Annotated in this window: 22 protein-coding genes; 15 read left to right on the top strand and 7 right to left on the bottom strand. The window is 60.5% G+C overall.

Translation table 11 applies throughout. The features are described 5' to 3' along the window. Positions 1-290: 290 nt before the first annotated feature. Positions 291-1667: a glutamine synthetase family protein gene (locus GIW02_RS22450; protein WP_010207341.1), complete on the bottom strand. Its 1377-nt coding sequence runs from the start codon at positions 1665-1667 to the stop codon at positions 291-293. Positions 1668-2275: 608 nt separating this feature from the next. Here GIW02_RS22450 and GIW02_RS22445 point away from each other — a divergent pair. The 7 genes from GIW02_RS22445 (at position 2276) to GIW02_RS22415 (ending at position 10583) form a co-directional block, all read left to right on the top strand. Further along, entirely contained in the window at positions 2276-3634 is a 1359-nt protein-coding gene (locus tag GIW02_RS22445) for a glutamine synthetase family protein (protein ID WP_236418469.1), read from the top strand. A gap of 58 nt (positions 3635-3692) precedes the next feature. Continuing rightward, positions 3693-5057 carry an aspartate aminotransferase family protein gene (locus GIW02_RS22440; RefSeq protein ID WP_236418468.1) on the top strand — a complete coding sequence of 455 codons (1365 nt, stop codon included), beginning with the start codon at positions 3693-3695 and terminating at the stop codon, positions 5055-5057. Between the two features lie 182 nt (positions 5058-5239). Next, positions 5240-6334, top strand: a complete 1095-nt coding sequence (locus GIW02_RS22435; RefSeq protein ID WP_456361666.1) for a polyamine ABC transporter substrate-binding protein — start codon at positions 5240-5242, stop codon at positions 6332-6334. A 148-nt stretch (positions 6335-6482) separates the two neighbouring features. After that, entirely contained in the window at positions 6483-7577 is a 1095-nt protein-coding gene (locus tag GIW02_RS22430) for a polyamine ABC transporter substrate-binding protein (protein WP_236418466.1), read from the top strand. 65 nt (positions 7578-7642) lie between these two features. Continuing rightward, on the top strand, positions 7643-8785 hold the full coding sequence (locus GIW02_RS22425) for an ABC transporter ATP-binding protein (protein ID WP_034101355.1): 1143 nt from the start codon (positions 7643-7645) through the stop codon (positions 8783-8785). Further along, the gene (locus GIW02_RS22420; RefSeq protein WP_268935564.1) at positions 8782-9702 is read left to right on the top strand and encodes an ABC transporter permease subunit; all 921 of its coding nucleotides are present in this window, start codon (positions 8782-8784) and stop codon (positions 9700-9702) included. The genes GIW02_RS22425 and GIW02_RS22420 overlap by 4 nt, the downstream gene beginning before the upstream one ends. Further along, positions 9699-10583, top strand: a complete 885-nt coding sequence (locus GIW02_RS22415; RefSeq protein WP_236418465.1) for an ABC transporter permease subunit — start codon at positions 9699-9701, stop codon at positions 10581-10583. Before GIW02_RS22420 ends, GIW02_RS22415 begins: the two co-directional genes overlap by 4 nt. Before the next feature lie 158 nt (positions 10584-10741). Here the strand turns inward: GIW02_RS22415 and GIW02_RS22410 are convergent, their stop codons facing one another. Beyond that, positions 10742-11383 (bottom strand): HD domain-containing protein, encoded by a 642-nt coding sequence (locus GIW02_RS22410; protein ID WP_236411091.1) that lies wholly within the window; start codon positions 11381-11383, stop codon positions 10742-10744. Positions 11384-11667: 284 nt separating this feature from the next. Here GIW02_RS22410 and GIW02_RS22405 point away from each other — a divergent pair, with 284 nt between their 5' ends. After that, positions 11668-12633 (top strand): DJ-1/PfpI family protein, encoded by a 966-nt coding sequence (locus GIW02_RS22405; RefSeq protein ID WP_236411089.1) that lies wholly within the window; start codon positions 11668-11670, stop codon positions 12631-12633. A 124-nt stretch (positions 12634-12757) separates the two neighbouring features. On the opposite strand, the gene GIW02_RS22400 is transcribed toward GIW02_RS22405, so the two are convergent. Both GIW02_RS22400 and GIW02_RS22395 read right to left on the bottom strand, forming a co-directional pair. Continuing rightward, the gene (locus tag GIW02_RS22400; protein ID WP_236411088.1) at positions 12758-15118 is read right to left on the bottom strand and encodes a penicillin acylase family protein; all 2361 of its coding nucleotides are present in this window, start codon (positions 15116-15118) and stop codon (positions 12758-12760) included. Positions 15119-15145: 27 nt separating this feature from the next. After that, positions 15146-15721 (bottom strand): DUF6436 domain-containing protein, encoded by a 576-nt coding sequence (locus GIW02_RS22395; RefSeq protein ID WP_236411086.1) that lies wholly within the window; start codon positions 15719-15721, stop codon positions 15146-15148. A 99-nt stretch (positions 15722-15820) separates the two neighbouring features. Here GIW02_RS22395 and bipL point away from each other — a divergent pair, with 99 nt between their 5' ends. Beyond that, positions 15821-16762: a phospholipase BipL gene (bipL, locus tag GIW02_RS22390; RefSeq protein ID WP_236411084.1), complete on the top strand. Its 942-nt coding sequence runs from the start codon at positions 15821-15823 to the stop codon at positions 16760-16762. Positions 16763-16868: 106 nt separating this feature from the next. On the opposite strand, the gene GIW02_RS22385 is transcribed toward bipL, so the two are convergent. Beyond that, a complete protein-coding gene (locus GIW02_RS22385; protein ID WP_236411082.1) occupies positions 16869-17621 on the bottom strand; it encodes a DUF2059 domain-containing protein in 753 nt (250 codons plus the stop codon). Positions 17622-17752: 131 nt separating this feature from the next. On the opposite strand from GIW02_RS22385, the gene GIW02_RS22380 reads away from it, so the two are divergent. Together GIW02_RS22380 and GIW02_RS22375 are read left to right on the top strand one after the other, a co-directional pair. Further along, positions 17753-18385: a 2OG-Fe(II) oxygenase gene (locus GIW02_RS22380; protein WP_236411074.1), complete on the top strand. Its 633-nt coding sequence runs from the start codon at positions 17753-17755 to the stop codon at positions 18383-18385. Between the two features lie 2 nt (positions 18386-18387). Next, positions 18388-18873 carry a DUF523 domain-containing protein gene (locus tag GIW02_RS22375; protein WP_236411073.1) on the top strand — a complete coding sequence of 162 codons (486 nt, stop codon included), beginning with the start codon at positions 18388-18390 and terminating at the stop codon, positions 18871-18873. 102 nt (positions 18874-18975) lie between these two features. Here the strand turns inward: GIW02_RS22375 and GIW02_RS22370 are convergent, their stop codons facing one another. Further along, the gene (locus GIW02_RS22370; RefSeq protein ID WP_236411071.1) at positions 18976-19470 is read right to left on the bottom strand and encodes a transporter substrate-binding domain-containing protein; all 495 of its coding nucleotides are present in this window, start codon (positions 19468-19470) and stop codon (positions 18976-18978) included. Positions 19471-19604: 134 nt separating this feature from the next. On the opposite strand from GIW02_RS22370, the gene GIW02_RS22365 reads away from it, so the two are divergent. After that, positions 19605-20045: a DUF4399 domain-containing protein gene (locus GIW02_RS22365; RefSeq protein WP_236411069.1), complete on the top strand. Its 441-nt coding sequence runs from the start codon at positions 19605-19607 to the stop codon at positions 20043-20045. A gap of 67 nt (positions 20046-20112) precedes the next feature. On the opposite strand, the gene serA is transcribed toward GIW02_RS22365, so the two are convergent. After that, a complete protein-coding gene (gene serA / locus GIW02_RS22360; RefSeq protein WP_236411067.1) occupies positions 20113-21342 on the bottom strand; it encodes a phosphoglycerate dehydrogenase in 1230 nt (409 codons plus the stop codon). Positions 21343-21547: 205 nt separating this feature from the next. On the opposite strand from serA, the gene GIW02_RS22355 reads away from it, so the two are divergent. The 3 genes from GIW02_RS22355 (at position 21548) to GIW02_RS22345 (ending at position 24777) form a co-directional block, all read left to right on the top strand. After that, positions 21548-22942 (top strand): FAD-binding oxidoreductase, encoded by a 1395-nt coding sequence (locus GIW02_RS22355; protein WP_236411065.1) that lies wholly within the window; start codon positions 21548-21550, stop codon positions 22940-22942. A gap of 22 nt (positions 22943-22964) precedes the next feature. After that, entirely contained in the window at positions 22965-23630 is a 666-nt protein-coding gene (locus GIW02_RS22350; protein WP_236411064.1) for a fumarylacetoacetate hydrolase family protein, read from the top strand. 220 nt (positions 23631-23850) lie between these two features. After that, positions 23851-24777, top strand: a complete 927-nt coding sequence (locus tag GIW02_RS22345; protein ID WP_236411062.1) for an SdiA-regulated domain-containing protein — start codon at positions 23851-23853, stop codon at positions 24775-24777. Positions 24778-24824: the final 47 nt, after the last annotated feature.

Below are 24824 nucleotides of genomic sequence, written 5' to 3'. Positions count from 1 at the left end.
GGTCATGGAAGTCTCCTACAAGGCAGAGCGCATTGTACGCAGAGCCTGAGGATGGTCCATAGGGTGTTGTTCGCGGGGGCTTTTGTGGCCAACGCGCTTGCTGTGGCGAGCGGGCTTGCCCGCGTTGGGGCGCGAAGCGGCCCTTTTAAGGCCGCCGCGGTGTATCAGGTAACCGAGTTGCTGGGTTTGGGGCTGCTTCGCAGCCCAACGCGGGCAAGCCCGCTCGCCACAGCAAGCGCGTTGGTCACAACGAGCCCGCTCGGCCTACCAAGCCTGAGCCCTGCAACCGCTTACACGGTATGCAGGTACCAGTTGTACTCAAGGTCGGAGATGGAGTGTTCGAACTCTTCCAGCTCACTTTCCTTACAGGCGACGAAGATATCGATGTACTTGGGATCGATGTACTTGGCCATCACCTCGCTGTCGTCCAACTCACGCAGGGCATCGCGCAGGTTGTTCGGCAGGCTTTGCTCGTTCTGCTCGTAGCTGTTGCCTTCCACCGGTGCGTTCGGCTCGATCTTGTTGGTCAGGCCATGGTGCACACCCGCCAGGACCGAAGCCATCAGCAGGTAAGGGTTGGCGTCGGCACCCGCCACGCGGTGTTCGATACGTACGGCGTCGGACGAGCCGGTCGGTACGCGAATCGCCACCGTGCGGTTATCCAGGCCCCAGCACGGCGAGTTCGGCACGTAGAACTGTGCGCCGAAACGGCGGTAGGAGTTCACGTTGGGGCACAGGAACGCCATTTGAGCGGGTAGGGTCTCGAGCACACCGCCGATCGCGTGACGCAATGCGGCGTTCTGCTCGGGATCCTCACTGGCAAAGATGTTCTTGCCGTCTTTGTCCAGGATCGAAATGTGTACGTGCAAACCGTTGCCTGCCTGGCCTGGGTAAGGCTTGGCCATGAAGGTGGTGTCCATCTCATGGTCGTAGGCGATGTTCTTGATCAGACGCTTGAGCAGTACCGCGTAATCGCACGCCTTGATCGGGTCGGCGACGTGGTGCAGGTTCACTTCGAACTGCGCCGGGGCACTTTCCTTGACGATGGCGTCTGCCGGGATGCCTTGCTCTTTGGCACCTTCCAGAATGTCCTGGAGGCAGTCGACGTATTCGTCGAGGTCGTCGATCAGGTAGACCTGTGTCGAGTGCGGGCGTTTGCCGGAGATCGGCGAGCGGGGCGGTTGTGGGCGGCCGTTCACGTTCTCCTGGTCGATCAGGTAGAACTCAAGCTCGAAGGCGGCGCAGATGGTCAGACCGAGGTCGTCAAATTTGCTTACAACTTGGCGGAGCACTTCACGCGGATCGGCGAAGAAAGGTTCACCTTCAAGTTCGTGCATGGTCATCAGCAGTTGCGCGGTAGGGCGCTTTTGCCAGGGTTCATTGCACAGGGTGTCGGGGATCGGATAACAGATTCGGTCAGCATCACCGATGTCCAGACCCAGGCCGGTGCTTTCCACCGTTGAGCCGTTGATATCCAGGGCAAATAGGGAGGCAGGCAGGTTAATGCCCTTCTCGTAAACCTTGTGGAGGCTGGTGCGTTCGATGCGCTTGCCGCGCACCACACCATTCATATCCGCAATTAGAAGGTCTACGTACAGAACCTCAGGATGATCCTTAAGGAACGCGTTCGCTTCGTTAAGCTGAACGGCACGCGGGGGTACCGACATGATGCAACACCTTTGTTGTTAAAAATATCAATCATTGATCTTTTCTGGTTTCAGTCAACCCGAACGGCACGCCTAAGTCAAGCGAGGCCTTTTTTGCCCTAAAAAAGCGCCGCGACCGCTTTTTTGGGGCTTTTTGGGGCGGTTTTTTGGGTTTGGGGGCGTGCCGTACCGCAGGCTTGAGCGGGCCGTGTTGTATTTTTTACGGGGGTGTTGTGTAAAAAAATGAACAAGGCTAAGCTCGATTCAAACCCATAACAGCAATAATACCGGGGTGCTTCATGTCTCGCCTGCCGTCACCCGGCGTCTTGGCCTGCTCCAGGCAGGTCCTGTCAGCAGTCTATTCCTACAGCCTGAATACCCACGGCCCGGCCAATATTCTTGACGCCTCGGCCGACCTCTTCTTTGCTTGCCCCCTGAACTCGTGCTTACCCCTGAACGGCTCCCTTGCACGGTGCCGATCATGATTCTGCACGACTTTGGCGTGAGGAATGCAACGCTGCAGCAAATGGCAGGTAAGCTCCTACCCTGAATGAACCAACGACGCGGATGCTGCGTCAACCAACGCCTGGCCTTTAATGGATGCCAGGAAACCCAGCCCAGAGGCATTTATGAGTAACAACCTCGACCAGCTCACCGATTGGTTGAAAGACCACAAGATCACAGAAGTCGAATGCATGATTGGCGACCTCACCGGCATCACCCGGGGCAAGATCTCGCCGACCAACAAGTTCATCGCCGAAAAAGGCATGCGCCTGCCCGAGAGCGTGTTGTTGCAGACCGTGACCGGCGACTATGTCGAAGACGACATCTATTACGAATTGCTCGACCCGGCCGACATCGACATGATCTGCCGCCCCGACCAGAACGCAGTGTTTCTGGTGCCGTGGGCCATCGAGCCGACCGCCCAGGTGATCCACGACACCTACGACAAGCAAGGCAACCCGATCGAGCTGTCGCCGCGCAACGTGCTCAAGAAAGTCCTCAAGCTCTATGCCGACAAAGGCTGGCAGCCCATTGTGGCGCCGGAGATGGAGTTCTACCTGACCAAGCGTTGCGAAGACCCGGACTTCCCGCTGCAACCGCCGATTGGCCGTTCCGGGCGCCCGGAAACCGGTCGCCAATCCTTCTCTATAGAAGCCGCCAACGAATTCGACCCGCTGTTCGAAGACGTCTACGACTGGTGCGAACTGCAGGAACTGGACCTCGACACCCTGATCCACGAGGACGGCACCGCGCAGATGGAAATCAACTTCCGTCACGGCGATGCGTTGTCCCTGGCCGACCAGATCCTGGTGTTCAAGCGCACCATGCGTGAAGCCGCGCTCAAGCACGATGTAGCCGCCACCTTCATGGCCAAGCCGATGACCGGCGAGCCTGGCAGTGCGATGCACCTGCACCAGAGCATCATCGATACCACCACCGGCAAGAACGTCTTCTCCAATGAAGACGGGACCATGAGCCAGCTGTTCCTCAACCACATTGGCGGCCTGCAGAAATTCATCCCCGAATTGCTGCCGCTGTTTGCCCCCAACGTGAACTCGTTCCGCCGCTTCCTGCCGGATACCTCGGCGCCGGTGAACGTGGAGTGGGGCGAAGAAAACCGCACCGTGGGCCTGCGCGTACCGGATGCCGGCCCGCAGAACCGTCGGGTGGAAAACCGCCTGCCGGGCGCCGACGCCAACCCGTACCTGGCGATTGCCGCCAGCCTGCTGTGTGGCTACATCGGTATGGTCGAAGGCCATAACCCGAGCGCGCCGGTGGTGGGGCGTGGTTACGAGCGGCGCAACCTGCGCCTGCCGTTGACCATCGAAGACGCCCTGGAACGCATGGAAAACAGCAAGACCATCGAGAAATACCTGGGTCAAAAATTCATCACAGGCTACGTCGCGGTCAAGCGGGCCGAGCATGAAAACTTCAAGCGCGTGATCAGTTCGTGGGAGCGGGAATTCCTGCTCTTCGCCGTCTGATGCGCCGGGCGCGCTGTGGGAACAGCGCGCCCTTCACTGAAAAGTCTAGGAGATTGGTATGTCCAGCAATAACCCGCAAACCCGTGAATGGCAAGCCTTGAGCAGCGATCATCACCTGGCGCCGTTCAGCGATTTCAAGCAATTGAAAGAGAAAGGCCCACGGATCATCACCAAAGCCCACGGCGTTTACCTGTGGGACAGCGAAGGCAACAAGATCCTCGACGGTATGGCCGGCCTGTGGTGCGTGGCGATCGGTTACGGTCGCGATGAACTGGCTGACGCCGCCGCCAAGCAGATGAAAGAACTGCCGTACTACAACCTGTTCTTCCAGACCGCTCACCCGCCGGTGCTGGAATTGGCCCAGGCGATTTCCGACGTCGCCCCCGCCGGCATGAACCACGTGTTCTTCACCGGTTCCGGCTCCGAAGGCAACGACACCATGTTGCGCATGGTCCGCCATTACTGGGCGATCAAAGGCCAGCCGAACAAGAAAACCATCATTGCCCGCAAGAATGGCTACCACGGCTCCACGGTGGCCGGTGCCAGCCTGGGCGGCATGACCTATATGCACGAGCAGGGCGACTTGCCGATCCCGGGTATCACCCACATCGCCCAGCCTTACTGGTTTGGCGAAGGCGGCGACATGAGCCCCGAAGAATTCGGCGTGTGGGCCGCCAACCAGCTTGAAGAGAAGATCCTCGAGTTGGGCGTAGACAACGTTGGTGCCTTTATTGCCGAGCCGATCCAGGGTGCTGGCGGCGTGATCGTGCCACCTGCGACCTACTGGCCGCGCATCAAGGAAATTCTCGCCAAGTACGACATCCTGTTTGTCGCTGACGAAGTGATCTGCGGTTTTGGCCGCACCGGTGAGTGGTTCGGCAGCGATTTCTATGACCTCAAGCCGCACATGATGACCATCGCCAAGGGCCTGACCTCGGGCTACATCCCCATGGGTGGCCTGATCGTGCGCGACGAAGTGGTTGCGGTGTTGAACGAAGGCGGCGATTTCAACCACGGCTTCACCTACTCCGGCCACCCGGTCGCAGCGGCGGTGGCCCTGGAAAACATCCGCATCATGCGCGATGAAAAAATCGTTAACCGTGTGCACGACGAAACGGCACCGTATTTGCAGAAACGTCTGCGGGAACTGGCGGATCACCCCTTGGTGGGCGAAGTGCGCGGTGTGGGCATGTTGGGTGCGATTGAGCTGGTTCAAGACAAGGCCACCCGCAAACGTTATGAAGGCAAGGGCGTGGGCATGATTTGCCGCAACTTCTGCTTCAATAACGGCCTGATCATGCGCGCCGTGGGCGACACCATGATTATTTCGCCACCGTTGGTGATCAGCCAGGCCGAAATCGACGAGCTGGTGACCAAGGCTCGCCATTGCCTGGACCTGACTTTGGCGGCATTGCAGGGCTAAGTGCTAGGCTCAGTGCGCAGTGTGCTGGGCAGTTACAAATGTAGGGGCTTTGGTTGAAAGCCGGCCCCTGAACTTGCCAGACTGTCGCCCTGTTTTGTTGCCCTCTGGAAGGGCCGTGAAACGATAAAAGAACGTGGCCCAAAAAAGAAAAATTGGAGCATCACCAAATGAAGGCATTAGGTTTGAAGAACGCTGGCAAGACACTCCTCGCCTTGTCCCTGATGGGCGCAATGGCGGGCGCGGCCCAGGCCGACGATAAAGTGCTGCACGTGTACAACTGGTCCGACTACATTGCACCGGACACCATCGCCAACTTTGAAAAAGAGTCGGGCATTAAAGTGGTGTACGACGTTTTCGACAGCAACGAGACCCTCGAAGCCAAGTTGCTGGCAGGCAAGTCCGGTTACGACGTGGTTGTACCGTCGAACAACTTCCTCGCGAAGCAGATCAAGGCGGGTGTTTATCAGGAGCTGGACAAGTCCAAACTGTCCAACTACGACAACCTGAACAAGTCCCTGCTTAAAGCCGTGTCGGTCAGCGACCCGGACAACAAGCACGCCTTCCCGTACATGTGGGGCTCGATCGGCATCGGCTACAACCCGGAGAAGGTCAAGGCCGCACTGGGCGTGGACAAGATCGACTCGTGGGATGTGCTGCTCAAGCCGGAAAACATCGCCAAGCTCAAAAGCTGCGGCGTGAGCTTCCTCGATTCGCCAACCGAAATGCTGCCGGTAGCCCTGCATTACCTGGGCCTTCCGACCGATACCCAGAAGAAAGAAGACCTCAAGCAAGCCGAGGCCCTGTTCCTCAAACTGCGCCCTTCGATCGGCTACTTCCACTCGTCCAAGTACATCTCGGACCTGGCCAACGGCAACATCTGCGTGGCCGTGGGTTACTCGGGTGACATCGAGCAGGCCAAATCCCGCGCCGCTGAGGCCGGTGGCAAGGTCAAAGTTGCCTACGACATTCCTAAAGAAGGCGCTGGCAGCTTCTTCGACATGGTCGCCATCCCTAAAGATGCCGAAAACGTCGACGCCGCCTACAAGTTCCTGAACTACCTGCTCAAGCCACAAGTGATGGCAGAGATCACCAACAGCGTGCACTTCCCGAACGGTAACGAGAAGGCCACCGCATTGGTCGATAAAGACATCACCAGCGACCCGGGCATCTACCCGCCAGCCGATGTGCAGGCCAAGTTGTACGCCATTGCTGACTTGCCGGCTGCGACCCAGCGTGAAATGACGCGCAGCTGGACCAAGATCAAATCGGGCAAATAAGCCTTGAAACCTGTGGGAGGGGGCTTGCTCCCTCCCACAAATTAAATGACAAAAAGTTTTGCCGGATCGGTTTATCGAGGGTAAGTTGCGCGCCGGTTTTGTTGCCGGGCAACAACTTTAAGGCCCAACTATTTAAGAGGACCTCCACTTGCCAATTTCTTTATTTCGCAAAGCCTTGCTGGTGGGTGCAGGTATCACGCTGGCTGTCAGCGTGCAGGCTGCACCGACTGTGCATATTTATAACTGGTCGGACTACATCGGCACCGACACCCTGGCCAACTTCGAAAAGGCCAGCGGCATCAAGCCCGTGTATGACATGTTTGACTCCAACGAAACCCTGGAAGGCAAGCTGCTGGCCGGGCGTACCGGTTACGATGTGGTCGTGCCGTCCAACCACTTCCTCGGCAAGCAGATCAAGGCCGGGGCGTTCCAGAAGCTCGACAAGTCATTGCTGACAAATTACGCCAACCTCGACCCGGCACTGCTCAAGCGTCTGGAAAAGAACGACCCGGGCAACCAGTACGCCGTGCCGTACCTGTGGGGCACCAATGGCATCGGTTACAACGTCGACAAAGTGAAGGAAGTGCTGGGCGTCGACAAGATCGACTCCTGGGCCGTGCTGTTCGAACCGGAAAACATGAAGAAGCTGGCCACGTGCGGCGTGTCGTTCATGGACTCGGCGGATGAAATGCTGCCGGCAGTGCTCAACTACATGGGCCTTGATCCCAACAGCACTAACCCTGAAGACTACAAGAAGGCTGAAGCCAAGCTGCTGAAAGTGCGGCCCTACGTGACCTACTTCCATTCTTCCAAATACATTTCCGACCTCGCCAACGGCAACATCTGTGTGGCGGCCGGGTTCTCCGGTGATGTATTCCAGGCCAAGGCCCGTGCGGCTGAGGCGGGCAAGGGCGTGAACATCGCCTATGTGATTCCCAAAGAGGGCGGCAACCTGTGGTTTGACGTGCTGGCGATCCCCAAGGATGCGACCAACGTCAAAGAGGCCCACGCCTTCATCAACTATTTGCTGCAACCTGAGGTGATCGCCCAGGTCAGTGATTACGTCGGTTACGCCAACCCTAACCCCGGGGCGGACAAACTGATGGAGCAATCGATACGCACCGACGAAGCGGTTTACCCACCGCAGGCGGTTCTCGACCGGACATTCGTCAACTTCGAGCTACCCCCGAAAGTGCAGCGTTTAATGACCCGTAGCTGGACCAAGGTCAAGACGGGCAAGTAAGGCTCAAATATCCTGGGTTCGCCCGCCTCGGGCGAACTGCACTCTTTTTTTTGGGAGTTTCGTAAATGGCAGTTGCCTCCGGCGCCTACAAGAAAGCCCTCGAGGGCGACCAGACACCGAAAAAGGTGCTGGTCAAAATCGACCGGGTCACGAAGAAGTTCGACGAGACGATTGCCGTGGACGATGTGTCCCTGGAAATCAAAAAAGGCGAGATCTTCGCCTTGCTCGGCGGTTCGGGTTCGGGCAAATCCACCTTGCTGCGCATGCTCGCAGGTTTCGAGCGCCCGACTGAAGGTCGTATCTACCTCGACGGTGTGGACATCACCGACATGCCGCCCTACGAGCGGCCGATCAACATGATGTTCCAGTCGTACGCCCTGTTCCCGCACATGACCGTGGCGCAGAACATCGCGTTCGGCTTGCAACAGGACAAGATCCCCAAGGCCGAGATCGACGCCCGCGTGGCCGAGATGCTCAAGCTGGTGCAGATGAGCCAGTACGCCAAGCGCAAGCCGCACCAGTTGTCCGGTGGCCAGCGTCAGCGTGTGGCGTTGGCGCGCTCCCTGGCCAAACGTCCCAAGCTGCTGCTGCTCGATGAGCCGATGGGCGCCCTCGACAAGAAACTGCGTTCGCAGATGCAGCTGGAACTGGTAGAGATCATCGAGCGCGTGGGTGTGACCTGCGTGATGGTGACCCACGACCAGGAAGAGGCCATGACCATGGCCGAGCGCATCGCGATCATGCACCTGGGCTGGATCGCCCAGATCGGCAGCCCGATCGACATCTACGAAACGCCTACCAGCCGCCTGGTGTGCGAGTTCATCGGTAACGTCAACATCTTCGACACCCAGGTGGTGGACGACGCTGAAGGCCACGCGGTGCTCAAGTGCGCCGACCTGGACCGCGACATCTACGTGGGCTACGGCATCGCCACGTCGGTGGAAGACAAGTCGGTGACCTATGCCATCCGCCCGGAAAAACTGCTGGTGACCACCGAAATGCCGACCTGCGAGCACAACTGGTCCAGCGGCAAGGTGCACGACATCGCGTACCTGGGCGGCCACTCGGTGTTCTACGTAGAGCTGCCGAGCGGCAAGCTGGTGCAGTCCTTCGTCGCCAACGCCGAGCGCCGTGGCCAGCGGCCGACCTGGGGTGACCAGGTCTACGTATGGTGGGAAGACGACAGCGGCGTGGTACTTCGCTCATGAACATGAAGAAGTTCAAGCGGCGCTTGCACCGCATCATCCCCAATGGCAAGCAGGTGGTTATCGGGATTCCGTTCCTGTGGCTGTTCCTATTCTTTGCACTGCCGTTTTTCATCGTCTTGAAAATCAGCTTTGCCGAAGCCGACGTGGCGATCCCGCCGTACACCGAGATCTACACCTTCGTTGAGCAAAAGCTGCAACTGGTGCTGAACCTGGGCAACTACGCGATGCTCGGCGACGACGAGTTGTACATCGCCGCGTACCTGGGCTCGCTGAAGATGGCGTTTTTCAGCACGCTGCTGTGCCTGCTGATCGGCTACCCGATGGCCTATGCCATCGCCAGTGCGCGCAAAGAGTTGCAGACCGTGCTGGTGCTGCTGATCATGATGCCGACCTGGACCGCGATCCTGATCCGCGTGTATGCGTGGATGGGCATCCTCAGCAACAACGGCCTGCTCAATGGCTTCCTGATGTCCATCGGGTTGATCAACGAACCGCTGCAGATCCTCAACACCAACATCGCGGTGTATATCGGCGTGGTCTATTCGTACCTGCCGTTCATGATCCTGCCGCTGTACGCCAACCTGGTGAAGCACGACCAGAGCCTGCTGGAAGCTGCCTCGGACCTGGGCTCGAGCACCTTCAACAGCTTCTGGAAAATCACCGTGCCGCTGTCCAAGAACGGCATCATCGCCGGCTGCATGCTGGTGTTTATCCCGGTGGTGGGCGAGTTTGTGATCCCGGAACTGCTCGGCGGCCCGGAAACCCTGATGATCGGTAAAGTGTTGTGGCAAGAGTTCTTCAACAACCGTGACTGGCCGGTGGCGTCTGCCCTGGCGGTGGTGATGCTGGCGATCCTGATCGTGCCGATCATCCTGTTCAACCGCAGCCAAGCCAAAGAGATGGAGGGCAAAATATGAAGCGCTTCAGTTTCTCAAGCTTCATGCTGGTGGCGGGGTTGCTGTTCATCTACCTGCCGATGCTGATCCTGGTGATCTACTCGTTCAACGAATCCAAACTGGTGACGGTGTGGGGCGGTTGGTCGATCAAGTGGTACGTCGGTTTGCTGGATAACACCCAACTGATGGGCTCGGTGGCCCGCTCCCTGGAAATCGCCTGCTACACGGCGGTGGCCGCTGTGGCCTTGGGGACGTTGGCGGCGTTCGTGCTGACGCGCATCCGCAACTTCAAGGGCCGCACGTTGTTCGGCGGCCTGGTGACTGCGCCGTTGGTAATGCCGGAAGTGATTACCGGCCTGTCGCTGTTGCTGCTGTTCGTGGCCATGGCGCAGATGATCGGCTGGCCCCAGGAACGTGGCATCGTCACCATCTGGATCGCCCACACGACCTTCTGCGCGGCGTATGTGGCGGTGGTGGTGTCGGCGCGCTTGCGTGAGCTGGACCTGTCGATCGAAGAAGCGGCGATGGACCTGGGGGCGCGGCCGTGGAAGGTGTTCTTCCTGATCACCATCCCGATGATCGCGCCGTCGTTGGCGGCGGGCGGCATGATGTCGTTCGCGCTGTCGCTGGATGACCTGGTACTGGCCAGCTTCGTGTCGGGCCCGGGCTCGACCACCTTGCCGATGGAAGTGTTCTCGGCCGTGCGCCTGGGGGTCAAACCCGAGATCAACGCCGTGGCCAGCCTGATCCTGTTGGCGGTGTCGCTGGTGACCTTCCTGGTGTGGTTCTTCAGCCGTCGTGCCGAAGAGCACCGCAAGAAAGCCATCCAGCAAGCGATTGAAGAAGCCGCGGCGGATGGCTGGAAACAGCCGGACAAGCGCCGGGCGCCTGCACCGGTCTGAATCTGTGTGAGGTCCAAATGTGGGAGGGGCGGTGCGACGATTCGACTTGCTCCCGATAGCAGTGTGTCAGTCAGCATCTCTGGTACTGATACACCGCAATCGGGAGCAAGTCGAATCGTCGCACCGCCCCTCCCACATGTGATTGCATTTCAGGTCGATTACGCAGCCCACGGCGATTTGCGGATGACTTCCACAAAATTCATCGGTTTGAACCCCTGCTCCTGATCCACCAGCACATCGGTCTTCACGTTGCCGAACGTGGTCTGCGGGCGATGGCGCAAGCCGTCGGCAAATGCGCAGATGATGCATTCCTTGAACCCTTCACCACGTGGATGCGCATGCACCACGGCTTCGCGCTGCACGTGGGTAAACGCGGCGTAGTCCATGCCCAGCACGTCCATCTCGACACCGGCGGTCACCAGCGCCACGGTCGGGCGCAAATGCTGCGGCACGCCCGGCGTGGTGTGCAGCGCGATGGACAGCCACACCTGTTCGATATCGTCATCGCTCAGGCCATAAGGCTTGAGGAAGGCGGCGGCGGCATTGGCCCCGTCGACTTCGAAACGCTGGTCGTCACTGCGATGGCCTTGCACCAGGCCGAGGTCGTGGAACATCGCGCCGACGTAGAGCAGCTCCGGGTTATAGGCCAGCTGTTTGCGCTTACCGCTTAACGCGCCGAACAGGAACACCCGGCGGGAATGGTGGTAGAGCAGGTCGGATTCGACGTCGCGGATGTATTCGGTGGTGGCCTTGGCTAGGGCGCTGTCGGGGATCTGGATGCCGGCGATGCTGGTGGTCATGGGGGTTCTCCTGTGGGAAGACTCCAGTCTGGTCGCGTGCCTGCCACCGGGCTATCGCGACGAGGGTGCGATCCCGGCCAATGTGCCGTCACATCGTGCCAAGCTCAAATCAGCTAGGGTGTTGCCTGCGAAGATCTAAATGTGGGAGGGGCGGTGCGACGATTCGACTTGCTCCCGATAGCGGTGTGTCAGTCAGCATCGCTGGTACTGACACACCGCCATCGGGAGCAAGCCCCCTCCCACAGGGGATTTGTATTCATTCAGTTAATCAAGGTTTACCACCCATGGGCAAAACCGTCGCCATCCTGATCTTCCCCGGCGTCCAGTCGCTCGACGTAACCGGGCCCATGGATGTGTTCTGCGAGGCCAATCGTTTTTTGCCGCCGCAGGACCATTACCAATTGGAAGTCATCGGCTTGGGCCACGGCAGCATGGCCGCTTCCAACGGCCTTTCACTGCAGGCCCACCGGCATTACAGCGAAGCCCTGCAGGCCTATGACCTGTTGCTGGTGGCAGGCGGGCCGCAACTGCCGTTCGAGGATTTCGGCGCGCCGTTCGATGACTGGCTGCGTGGGGCGACGGCGCGGGCGCAACGCTTCGGTTCGATCTGCAACGGCGCCTTCATGCTCGCCCGCGCCGGGCTGCTGGACGAAAAAACCGTCACTACCCACTGGAACGACGCGGCTGACCTGGCGCGCCTGTGCCCCACGGCCCGGGTCGAAGCCGACCGCCTCTACGTGCAGGACGGCAACCTCTACACCTCGGCGGGTGTGACGGCAGGCATCGATCTGTCGCTGTTCCTGCTGGCCCAGGACCATGGCCCGGAAGTCGCGTTGAGCGTGGCCAAGCGCCTGGTGGTCTTCACCCAGCGTTCGGGCGGGCAGTCGCAGTTCAGTCCGTTTCTGACGCCCCACGCCGAAACCACCTCGGCGGTGGCGCTGGTGCAGCTGTACGTATTGGCGAACCTGACCGGGGACCTGACCATTGCCGACTTGGCCAAGGCCGCCAACATGAGCGCGCGCAACTTCTCCCGGGTGTTCGCCCGTGAAGCGCGGATCACGCCGGCGGAGTTTGTCGAACGGGCCCGGGTGGATGCGGCGCGGGTGATGCTCGAGAGCAGCCCCGCACCGCTCAAGACCGTGGCTTATCAATGTGGGTTTCGCGATGCCCAGCACATGCGCAGTGTGTTCAACCGCCGGCTGGGCGTGACGCCGCAGCAGTTCAGGCTCAACTTTGCGGCGCCGATCTAGATCAGTGCTCGGTACAAATGCAGGAGGGGGCTTGCCCCCGATAGCAGTGTGTCAGTCAGCATCTCTGGTACTGATACACCGCCATCGGGAGCAAGCCCCCTCGCACATGTTGATCCTGTTTTTATCAGGGGATACGGGCGGGCAACAGCTTGAGGGTGCCACGCGTATTCGCCGTCACTTCCTCATCGGTGAAATGCGCCTGTTCGTAACCGCCCTCGATGTAGGTTTGCGCCTGGTCGCCGTAATGCCGGTCAAACGGCACACCACTTTGCCCGACCGGGTTGATGGTCAGCGCGTGGGCCACATCGGCGAAGTCGATCAGGCGGCGGGTCGAAGGGCCATAGGTGACCGGCCACGGCGCCGGGCCGATGTTCGCCGACTGGTTGTTCGGCACTTCGTGGGTGCCCGGGGCCGGGAACGGGCCGACGTTGACGATCAGGTCCAGCGGCTTCTGTGAGCCGAGCGGGTGGCCGTGGGTGAGGGTATGCGCCTTGCCCCACTGCCACTGGCTCGGGTCGTCACCCAGGGTCGCCTTGAGGTGGGCGAGGCTGTTGTCCCAGGCGAGCTTCACCCGCTCGGCGCGCTTGCCGTCCCACCAGGGCGAGTCCGCCGTGGCGGCCAAACGCGGCAAGGCGGCGTCGATCACGCGGGTGCTGAGCAGGGTCTTGAACATGGCGTCGCCGAGTTTCGGGTGGAAGGCCGCCTCGGCGAGGTTGAACAGGAACTGGTTGAACAGCGTGGCGCTGGTGGAGTCCAGCGGGTAGTCACCTTTCCAGCTGGCCAGTTGCTCTAGCAGTTTCAACTGCGCCGGGTCCTTGACCTGTTCACGCAGCACCGGCAACAGCGGCGCCAGCAGGCGCGGGCCCAAGGCGGTGGTGGTGCCGAGCTGCAGGGCCTGGCTGTTGTCCACATCCCACTTCACGCTGTTGTCGCTCAATTGCGCGTTGAGCTGTTGGCCACGGTCGGCGAGGTTGTAATAACCAGGGATCTCCATGCCGGTGGGTGACACCGGCTGGGCATTGGCCGACACCACGTAGCCGCGCGCCGGGTTTTCTTCCTGGGGGTTGGCGCTGAAGGGGTAGAAGCCGAGCTTGTCGGCCATGGCGCTGCTGCCATCAAGGATAAAGCCCGGGTTGGCGCCAGCCGGGCGAATCGGCAACTGCGCCGCCGCCCACCAGCCGATATCGCCCTTGGCATTGGCCCACACGATATTCAGCCCAGGCGCAGACACCTTGGCGGCGGCAGCGCGGGCCTTGGCCAGGGTGTCGGCGCGGTTGAGTTGGTAGAAGCCTTCGAGGATCGGGTTTCGGCTGTCGAGAAACGCCCACCACATGGCAATCGGCGTCTTGCCGGCGTTCTCACCCAGCACATCATTGATGATCGGGCCGTGGGGCGACTGGCGCAACGTCAGCGTGACTGGCGCCTGGCCCTTGACCGCAATCTGTTGTTCGCTGCTGGTCATGTCGACCCATTGGCCGTGGTACCAGACCTGGTTGGGGTTCTCCGGGTTGACCTTCTCGGCGATCAGGTCGAGGTCATCGTTCTGGAACATGGTCAGGCTCCAGCCGAAATCCAGGTTGTGCCCCAGGAACGCCACCGGCACCAACGCGTTGTGGTAGCCATACAACTCGAAGCCGGGTGCCGACAGCTGCGCCTCGTACCACACCGACGGCACCGAGAAACGGATGTGCGGGTCGCCCGCCAGCAACGGCTTGCCGCTCTTGGTTCGGCTGCCGCTGATGGCCCAGGCGTTGCTGCCTTCGAACTGCGGCAGGCCATTGTCGGCCAGGGCCTGCTCGCTCAGGCTGGCGATGGCGCCGAGGGTTTGCCAGTCGTTGGCGGCCAGGTTGAGCGCGCCTTTGGGCTGCCACTCAAGGTCAAAGACTTTCAGGTAGTCGCTGCCCAACTGGTCGCGTACGTACGTCAGCAACGGCTCGGTACGAAACGCGGCAGCAAAGCTGTAGGCCATATACCCGGCGACACTGATGGTGTCCTCGGCGGTAAACGGCCGTTTGGGGATGCCCAGCACGTCAAACTCCATCGGCCGGGCGTGGCTGTCCTGATATTGGTTAATCCCGTCCAGGTAAGCTTGCAGGGCCTTCCAGTGCGCCGACTCATGGTCCAGCTGCGCCACATAAGTGGCCGCGCGGTCGCGAATGCGCAGGCTGCGGAACAGCTTGTCGGTTTCCAGCACCTTGGGCCCCAGCACCTCGGCCAACTCGCCACGGGCCAGGCGCCGCATGATTTCCATCTGGAACAGCCGGTCCTGGGCATGCACATAGCCCAGGGCGCGGTACAGGTCCGCCTCACTTTCGGCGCGGATATGCGGCACGCCCCGGTCGTCGTAGCGCACGGTGACCGAGCCCTGCAGGTTAGCCAACGCCACCGTGCCCTGGCGGGTGGGTTGCTTGCTGTAGACGTACCAGCCGGCGCCGAGGGCGATCAGCACCAGCAGAACCGCGAGAACCCGCAAGACGCGCTTCATGAACATTCCTTACCCGCAGTGGAGGGGCTAACGATCTTTAGGCCACGAACAATAGCAGCCCACCGCCAGGGTGTGAGTGGCATTCACCTCGCGCCCGGCGCCAAGGGCCTGCAAGATCGGCTCGATGAAACTGTTGCTGGAGTTGCACGTGAGTCCTTCGCTGTACGGCCCGAAATACGCGAGTTTGCCGGTGCGATCCCAAATGCCCACGGCCGGGCTGGCCGGCACCTGGTCGGCGCCGGGCAGGGCGCTGAGGGTTTTCATGCTGCGCAGGGTGTCGGGCAAGCGGCCGTGGCTGCCGGGTTTTTGCAGGGCGTAAAACTCGACGCCCTGGGGCGCGTAGTGCTCAATCAGTTCGCTCAGGTGTTGCTGGTTGCCGACATTGCACGGGCAGGCCGGGTCCCAGAAGTGCACCAGGCGGATCGGTCCGGGGCCGCTGAGTTCGGCGGGCAGGCGCAGCGGGTCGCCGGAGAAGACCGCCGTGTGTTCGCTGAAGGCGCGCAGGTAGCGGCCCTGGAACCAGTCGTACGCGGCCCACAGCACGCCGGTGCAGATGATCAGCATCAGGCTGGCGAGCAGTGCGGTACGGTAGGGTTGTCGCATTCAGAGGTATCCTCGCAGGTCGCGTAGCTTGCCATGCTTGTCCTGACAGATGAATATCGCAGCTCGATATTCATCTTCGCCGTAAGTCTGGAACCCTTTATGCCCGTTACTTTTGACCCTGATCATCTGCGCGCCAGCTTGCGGCCCTTGGTGGACGCCCAGGCGCTGTCCGCGGAGGCACGGGTCTACCAGCGTTTCTATGGATTGGACCTGGCCGCGCGCGCAGTGCCGGCCGTGAGCCGCCTGGGGCGTTTCGAAGTGGAGGGGTTTGAGGTCGTTGCCCAGGTATGGTGGCCGCCGACGCCGGTGGCGACGATGTTCATGTTTCACGGTTTCTACGACCATATGGGCCTGTATCGGCACGTAGTGGACTGGGCGCTGGACCAGGGCTTTGTGGTGATCGCCTGCGACTTGCCCGGGCACGGTTTATCCAGTGGCGCGCGTGCCAGCATCGATGATTTCGCGGTTTACCAGCGCGTGGTGCAGGCGTTGTTCGCGCAGGCTAAGGCACTGCATTTGCCGCAGCCCTGGCACCTGTTCGGGCAGAGCACCGGGGGGGCGGTGGTGGTGGACCATCTGCTTAACCATGGCGTTGACAGCCCGGCCCAGGGCAAGACCTTCCTGCTCTCACCGCTGGTGCGTCCACGGGCGTGGGGATGGTCGCAAGTCAGCTATTACTTGCTGCGCCCGTTCGTCAAAGGCATCGCGCGGCGCTTCAGCGAGAACACCCACGACCCGGCCTTCAAGCCGTTTCTGGAGGCCGACCCGCTGCAGCCCCGCCAACTGCCGACCGCCTGGGTGGGCGCGCTGGCGCGCTGGATCAAGCGCATCGAAGCCGCACCGCGTAGCCCACGGCGACCGGTGATTGTGCAGGGTGAAGAGGATATGACGGTGGACTGGCAGCACAACTTGCAGGTGCTGCGGGCCAAGTTCGATCAGCCCGAGGTGTTGATGCTGCCGCGTGGCCGGCATCATCTGGCGAATGAAATTCCGGAGATTCGTGAAGAGTATTTCGACTTTCTCACGGATCAGCTGAAGTAACGCAGTCCTGATGTGGGAGCGGGCTTGCTCGCGAATGCAGTGTGTCAATCAGCAAATTAGTTGACTGACCGTCCGCATTCGCGAGCAAGCCCGCTCCCACATTTTGTTACTGCGACAGGCTCGAAGTGCTTTGGCCGACTGCAAGCCCGGCGCGAATCGCTGCCAGCGCCGCCTGGTAATAGGTCTTACCGTCCGGCGACTCGGCAAACGTAGCGAATTCTTCCAGCTCCGGGTCAGACAAATCCCGATAAACGTACAGCAGCGTATTGTTCAGGTCCTTGTCGATCTGCTGCATCAAGCGCTCACGCTGGCCGTTCAACATACCCTGGGCCTGACCGCCACCCAGCAGGCCGGGGATCATCTGGCTCAAGCTGTCGGCCGCCACACCGGCGATGGCCAGGCTCACTTCCGCACCGGCTTCGCGCGCGGGCAGGGCCTGGGCCAGGTGGCCGATGATCAGGCTGCGCGTGGCGTCGGCTTCGATTTTCGGTAACCCTTGGGCGTTTTTCGCCAGCTGGTCGCGGCGCGTGGCCAACAACTCGGCGGCGACGATCTTGCGGCCCAGGGGCGATTGGAAAAACGCCAGGGCCGGCTTGGGGTCGGCGAGGTTCTTGCGCAACTGCGCCTCGGCGCGCTGGTCCATGGCCTGGGCCGCGAAGCGTTTATTGCTGTTATCCACCAGCGCCTGGTACACCGCCGGCGGCAAGCTGTTGCGGTAGCGTTGCTGGGCGGCACTGAGGGCGTCATTGAAATGCGCACGTTGTTCGGCCCAGCCGGCGACCTTATACAACTGGTCATGGCCGTCTGCCCAAGCGGGCAACACGCAGAACATCAGCAAGGAAAAAAACAAACGACGCATATGGACTCCTGTCAGTCGGCCACTATTGTCCGTGTCGGGCGTAGGATTTGTCGAGAAGTCCTATCGGTCACCTGACTAAAGTGTATTCAGACGCTCGGCGGCTCTGTCGTATTCACAGGCGTATGGATACTATGCGCGCCATGCAAATACCCTTCGATCACCCCCTGCTGCAACGCATTGTCGACGACCTGGCCGAGAAGGGCTGGTCGCAGCAGAACGGCTTCCTGCCCCAGGCTCTGACCCTGGAACTGGCGGCTGAGTGCCATAAACGTGCGGCCGAGGGTGAGTTGGCCCCGGCGGCGGTGGGGCGCGGGCCGGCCCAGGAGATTCGCGAGGGTATTCGCGGTGACCATATCCAGTGGCTGGAGGAGGGCGATGCGGCGGTCTGCGGCACCTACATGGCGGTGATGGACAGCCTGCGCCTGGCCATGAACCGTGGCCTGTTCCTCGGCCTGGAGGATTTTGAAAGCCACTTCGCGATGTACCCGCCGGGGGCCTTTTACCTCAAGCACCTCGACCGTTTCCGCGACGATGACCGGCGCATGGTCTCGGCGGTGATCTACTTGAATGACGCCTGGCTGCCCGAACATGGCGGCCAGTTGCGCATGTACCTCAAGGGCGGTGTTGAATACGATGTGGTGCCCACCGGCGGTTGCCTGGTGGTGTTCCTGTCCGGGGAGGTGCCCCACGAAGTCATGCCTGCTACGCGCGAACGCCTGTCCCTTACCGGGTGGTTTCGCCGGCGGGGCAACGAGCCGTTTTAAGCATGGAAAAGATTCTGATCAGCCGCTGCCTGCTCGGCCACAAGGTGCGCTACGACGGCGGGGCCAGCGGGCCATTCGAGCAACTGGCGGCGTGGCAGGCTGAGGGGCGTGTGGTTGCGATCTGCCCGGAAGTGGCGGGGGGCTTGCCGACGCCAAGGCCATCTGCCGAGATTCCCGGCGGGCAGGGCATCGACGTGTGGGAAGGTCGTGCACAAGTGCTGACGGCCGAGGGCGAAGACTTCAGCGCCGCCTTTCTCGACGGTGCCCGCCAGGCCTTGGCGCTGGTGCAGCGCCATAACATCCGCATCGCCATCCTCAAGGCCAATAGCCCGTCCTGTGGCAACCTGCTGACCTATGACGGTACGTTCAGCGGCGTGAAGGTCAGCGGCGAGGGCGTCACGGCGGCGTTGCTCAGGCAGCATGGCGTGCAGGTATTCAGTGAGCTGGAGCTGGCCCAAGCGGCACTGCATCTCTCAAGCCTTGCTTAGATCAAAATGTGGGAGCGGGCTTGCTCGCGAATGCGCTGGGTCAGTTCCAGAAATGGTGGCTGACACTCCGCCTTCGCGAGCAAACCCGCTTCCACAGTTGATTTACTGTGCCTGGGCTGCCGGTGTTTCACCTTCAAGCCATTTGTGCGCCAGCGCTTTCAAGCGGCCATCCGCCTTCACTTGCTGCAACGCCTTGTCCAAACTGGTCTTGAACGCCGGGTTGCCCTTCTGGAACGGGATCGCCAGCTCAGGTTTCTCGTTGTAGGCCTCACTGAAATCGAACCGATCCTGCAGCTCGGCAGTCATAGCGATATGGTTGATGGCCACGTCGTATTTACCGCTTTCCACCCCCGGCAGCAGGTCAGCGTCATCGGTGGTGATGAACGAGGGGCGTACGTCCATCTCCTTGGCCAGTTGCTCGCCCAGTTCCACTTCGAAGCCGGTGAGCTTGTCGCCTTCCTTGAAGTTGAACGGAGGAGTGTTGGCTTCGAGCGCGATGCGCAGCTCGCCGCGATCAAACACGTCATCGACCAGTTCGGCGTGAGCCAAGGGGCTCATGAGGGGCAGTAAAAGTAACAGGCCAGGCGAAAAGCGCATGGTCACTCCTAGAGAATTCGAATGTGCGAGGCGCCGTTCAGCATCGCTTTGCTATGGTGTTGAATGCCTTGGACAGCAATTTGTCGCGAAGTTGTCATAACCCTACAGATTTCCTGCAGAACCTGGAGAAGCGAATGAAAGCCCTATTGTCCCGTGCAACCCTGGCCAGCCTGCTGCTGGGTGCTTCAATGTTGGCGACGGCCGCAGACGGTATCCCGCGCAGCGCACCGCCTGAGGGCGCCAAGGTGTTTATCGTGTCGCCCAAAGACGGCGCAACCGTCGATAAAACCTTCACCGTCAAATTCGGCATGGAAGGCCTGAAACTGGCACCGGCCACCGAGCAGGCTCCAGGCACCGGTCACCATCACCTGCTGATCGACCAGAAAGAACTGCCTGACGCCAACCTGCCGATCCCGGCTACCGACACCGTGATCCACTACGGCAAGGCCCAGACCGAAACCGAACTGACCCTCACCCCAGGCAAGCACACCTTGCAGCTGGTGGCCGGCGACAAACTGCACATGCAGTTCAACCCGACTGTAGCGTCGAAAGTCATCACGGTTAACGTCAAGTAAGATTTGTTCAGACAAAAAAATGGGAGACCCCTGCGGGTCTCCCATTTTTTGTGCGCGGTTTAAAGCGTTAGAACAACACGCGGCTACGAATCGTGCCGTTGATGTGCTGCAGCTTCTCTTGCGCCAGGTCCGAGTACTCGGCGTCGACGTCGATGACCACGTAGCCGACTTTCTCGTTGGTCTGCAGGAACTGACCGGAGATGTTGATGCCGTTTTCCGCGAACACCTTGTTGATCTCCATCATCACGCCAGGGATGTTCTGGTGGATGTGCAGCAGGCGGTGCTTGCCAGGGTGAGCCTGCAGGGCCACTTCCGGGAAGTTGACGGACGATACCGAAGTACCGTTGTCGCTGTACTTGACCAGCTTCTCCGACACTTCCAGGCCGATGTTGGCTTGGGCTTCAGCGGTGGAGCCGCCGATGTGCGGGGTCAGGATCACGTTGTCCAGGCCACGCAGCGGGCTTTCGAAGATGTCGTCGTTGGAGCGTGGCTCCACCGGGAACACGTCGATTGCGGCGCCGATCAGGTGCTTGTCCTTGATCGCGTCGGCCAGGGCGTCCAGCTCAACCACGGTGCCGCGTGCAGCGTTGATCAGAATGCCGCCTTTCTTGATGGCGCGGATTTCCTTCTCGCCGATCATCCACTGGGTTTCAGCAGTTTCCGGCACGTGCAGGGTCACGATATCGGACATGCCCAGCAGTTCGGTCAGGCTCGACACCTGGGTGGCGTTGCCCAGTGGCAGCTTGGTCAGGGTGTCGTAGAAGAACACCTGCATGCCCAGGCCTTCTGCCAGGACCGACAACTGCGTACCGATCGAGCCGTAGCCGACGATCCCCAGCTTCTTGCCGCGGATTTCGAAGGAGTTGGCCGCGCTCTTGATCCAGCCGCCACGGTGGCAGGAAGCGTTCTTCTCAGGAATGCCGCGCAGCAGCAGGATCGCCTCGGCCAGCACCAGTTCTGCAACGGAACGGGTGTTGGAGTACGGTGCGTTGAACACCGCGATGCCGCGCTCGCGCGCTGCGTTGAGGTCGACCTGGTTGGTGCCGATGCAGAAGCAGCCGACCGCCACGAGTTTCTTCGCGTGATCGAAGATTTCTTCGGTCAGCTGAGTGCGGGAGCGAATGCCGATAAAGTGCGCGTCGGCGATCTTTTCCTTGAGCTGGGCTTCCGGCAGAGAACTGGTGATGTACTCAATGCTGGTGTACCCGGCGGCTTTCAGAACGTCGACAGCCGATGGGTGGACGCCTTCCAGAAGAAGGAACTTGATCTTGCTCTTATCGAGAGAAGTCTTGCTCATCTGCGTAAACCTGTATCCCGGAGAAAAATGGCAGGGAATCGGATCACATAAGCTGACCCGGACGGCAGGAAAGCCGTCACCGCAGATACGCCCTTGGGCTCTGTCCTGCGGGGGCGGTATGCTAGCATACGCGCCCCGCTAAACACTCATTCCTGCGACGTGAAGCGTTCTCAGGATGACCATGAATTGTTCGAGAGTTCTGTCGATGACCCATCCTGCCCTGATTGATGAGCTGAAGACCCTGGTTGAGCCCGGCAAAGTGCTGACCGATGCAGACTCCCTGGAGGCTTACGGCAAGGATTGGACCAAGCATTTCGCGCCCGCGCCCACCGCCATCGTGTTCCCCAAGACCACCGAGCAGGTGCAGGCGATTGTCCGTTGGGCCAATGCACACAAGGTCGCGCTGGTGCCATCGGGTGGCCGTACCGGCTTGTCGGCCGCTGCCGTGGCCGCGAACGGTGAAGTGGTGGTGTCGTTCGACTATATGAACCAGATCCTCGACGTGAACCTCACCGACCGCACCGCCGTGTGCCAGCCGGGCGTGGTCACCAAGCAATTGCAGAACGTCGCCGAAGAAAAAGGCCTGTACTACCCGGTGGACTTCGCCTCATCCGGTTCCAGCCAAATTGGCGGCAACATCGGCACCAATGCCGGCGGGATCAAGGTCATTCGCTACGGCATGACCCGTAACTGGGTGGCGGGCATGAAGGTCGTCACCGGCAAGGGCGACCTGCTGGAACTGAACAAGGACCTGATCAAGAACGCCACCGGCTACGACATGCGCCAGCTGTTCATCGGCGCCGAAGGCACCTTGGGTTTCGTGGTGGAAGCCACCATGCGCCTGGACCGTGCGCCGAAGAACCTCACCGCCATGGTGCTCGGCACCACCGATTTCGACTCGATCATGCCGGTGCTGCACGCGTTCCAGAGCAAGCTCGACCTGACCGCCTTCGAATTCTTCTCCGACAAGGCCCTGGCCAAGGTCATGGGCCGTGGTGACGTGCCAGCGCCGTTTGAAACCGAGTGCCCGTTCTACGCGCTGCTGGAATTCGAAGCCACTACCGAAGAAGTCGCCAACCACGCCCTGGAAACCTTCGAGCACTGCGTCGAGCAGGGCTGGGTGCTGGACGGCGTGATGAGCCAGAGCGAAACCCAACTGCACAACCTGTGGAAACTGCGCGAGTACATCTCCGAAACCATTTCCCACTGGACCCCGTACAAGAACGATATCTCGGTGACTGTCTCCAAAGTGCCGGCGTTCTTGAAGGAAATTGATGCGATCGTCGGTGAACACTACCCGGATTTCGAAATCGTCTGGTTCGGCCACATCGGCGACGGCAACCTGCACCTGAACATCCTCAAGCCGGAAAACCTGAGCAAGGACGAGTTCTTCGCCAAGTGCGCCACCGTGAACAAGTGGGTGTTCGAAACCGTGCAAAAGTACAACGGCTCGATCTCCGCCGAGCACGGCGTGGGCATGACCAAGCGCGACTACCTGACGTACAGCCGCTCCCCGGTTGAAATCGAATACATGAAGGCCGTGAAAGCGGTGTTCGACCCGAACGGGATCATGAACCCCGGCAAGATCTTCGCTGTTTAATTGCCCCTCAAGGAGTCGCTCCATGAGCTACCAGCACAAGTACGTCGACGGCACCAACATCCACTTTCCCGTGGGTAAAGTGGTGTGCATTGGGCGTAACTACGCCGAACATGCCAAGGAACTGGACAACCCGGTGCCGACCGAGCCGTTGCTGTTCATCAAACCGGGCAGTTGCGTGGTGCCGCTGGAAGGCGGTTTTGCCATCCCTACCGAGCGCGGTTCGGTGCACTACGAAGCGGAAATCGCGGTGTTGATCGGCAAGCCGCTGTCGACCAAGCCAAGTCGCGAGGAGGTGCTGGACGCCATCTCCGGCTTTGCCCCCGCCCTGGACTTGACCCTGCGCGACAAGCAGTCCGAATTGAAGGCCAAGGGCCTGCCCTGGGAAATCGCCAAGTCCTTCGACGGCGCGGCAGTGATCGCACCGTTTGTGGTGAGCAGTACCTTTGCCGACGTGACCGATATCGGCATTCGTCTGAGCATCAATGGCGAAGTGCGCCAGGACGGCAACAGCGCGCAGATGCTCAACCCGATCGTCCCGATGATCCAGCACATGGCCGGCTGCTTCTCGCTGCAGGCCGGCGACGTAATCCTCACCGGCACACCGGCAGGCGTAGGCCCGTTGAATGTAGGGGATGCGTTGGTGCTTGAGCTGAGCGGCGTGAACCGCTTCGAAAGCAGCGTTCGCTAACCGAACGCGGTCAAAAATGTGGGAGCGGGCTTGCTCGCGAATGCAGCGTGTCAGTCGCCAAATCAGCGGGGCTGACACACCGCTTTCGCGAGCAAGCCCGCTCCCACATGTGTTTGGGTGCAGCCGAGAAATTCAAGGTTTTGCATTTTTTTCACACGCCGTCCGGATAATCCTTGGCTTTGTGCTATCTCTAACGCTGACTTTCCGGAAAAAGCGCCCAATGGCCGTGTCTCTGCCCTCTGCTACATCCAAGCCGCGTTCGCGTTTTGCCCTGCGCTGGTATTCCTGGCTACTGCTGACGGGCGTGATCGCCTATGGCGTTGCCTGGGCCATGCACTGGGACGATCGCGGGTTGCTGTGGGTACTGGAGCGTTTCGAAACACCGACCGAGCGCCAGGAGAGTGTATGGCTGCCTGATTATCAGGCCGTCATCGATGGCAAGCTGCTGCCGGGCATGGAGAAAGACGAGGCTTCTGACATCTCCTACAACCCCCAGACCAAAACGCTGTTTTCCGTCATGGGTAAAAACCCCTTTCTGGTTGAGTTGAGCCTGCAAGGCGATGTGCTGCGCAAAATGCCGCTCAACGGCTGGAGCAACCCGGAAGGCTTGACGGTGATGGAAAACGGGCTGATGGCGGTGGTCGATGAGCGTGATCACAGCCTGACCATCGTCAAGCTGGACGCCACCACCCAGCGATTGAACAAGGCCGACTTCCCGAGCTATGACCTGGGCCCCTCCAAGGACCAGAACAAAGCCTTTGAAGGCATTACCTGGGACAAACCCAATCAGCAGTTGGTACTCGGCGAAGAGCGCCCGCCCGCCTTGTTCACCTGGAAGAGCGATGGCAGCCAGACCTTGACCGGCAATAAGCAGAAAGTCACCAGTACCGAGCTGGACATGCGCAACCTCTCGGCCCTCGCGGTCGACCCGCGCACCGGGCACTTGCTGGTGCTTTCTGCCGATTCCCACCTGTTGCTGGAACTGGACGAGAAGGGCGAGCAAGTCAGCTTCATGACCCTGCTCGGTGGTTTCAACGGGCTCAAGCGCACCATTCCACGGGCGGAAGGGGTGACCATGGACGACCAGGGCACGCTGTACATGGTCAGTGAGCCGAACCTGTTCTATCGCTTCGAGAAGCAGAAGTAATCTGCAATTTACGTCGGATACTTCTTTGTAAGCGGCATTTGTCAGAC

Origin of the sequence: Pseudomonas syringae (genome assembly GCF_021606685.1) — a bacterium.
Classification (GTDB): domain Bacteria; phylum Pseudomonadota; class Gammaproteobacteria; order Pseudomonadales; family Pseudomonadaceae; genus Aquipseudomonas; species Aquipseudomonas syringae_R.
The sequence above is the reverse complement of the archived record's forward strand: the minus strand, read 5'-3'. Positions and strand labels throughout refer to the sequence as shown.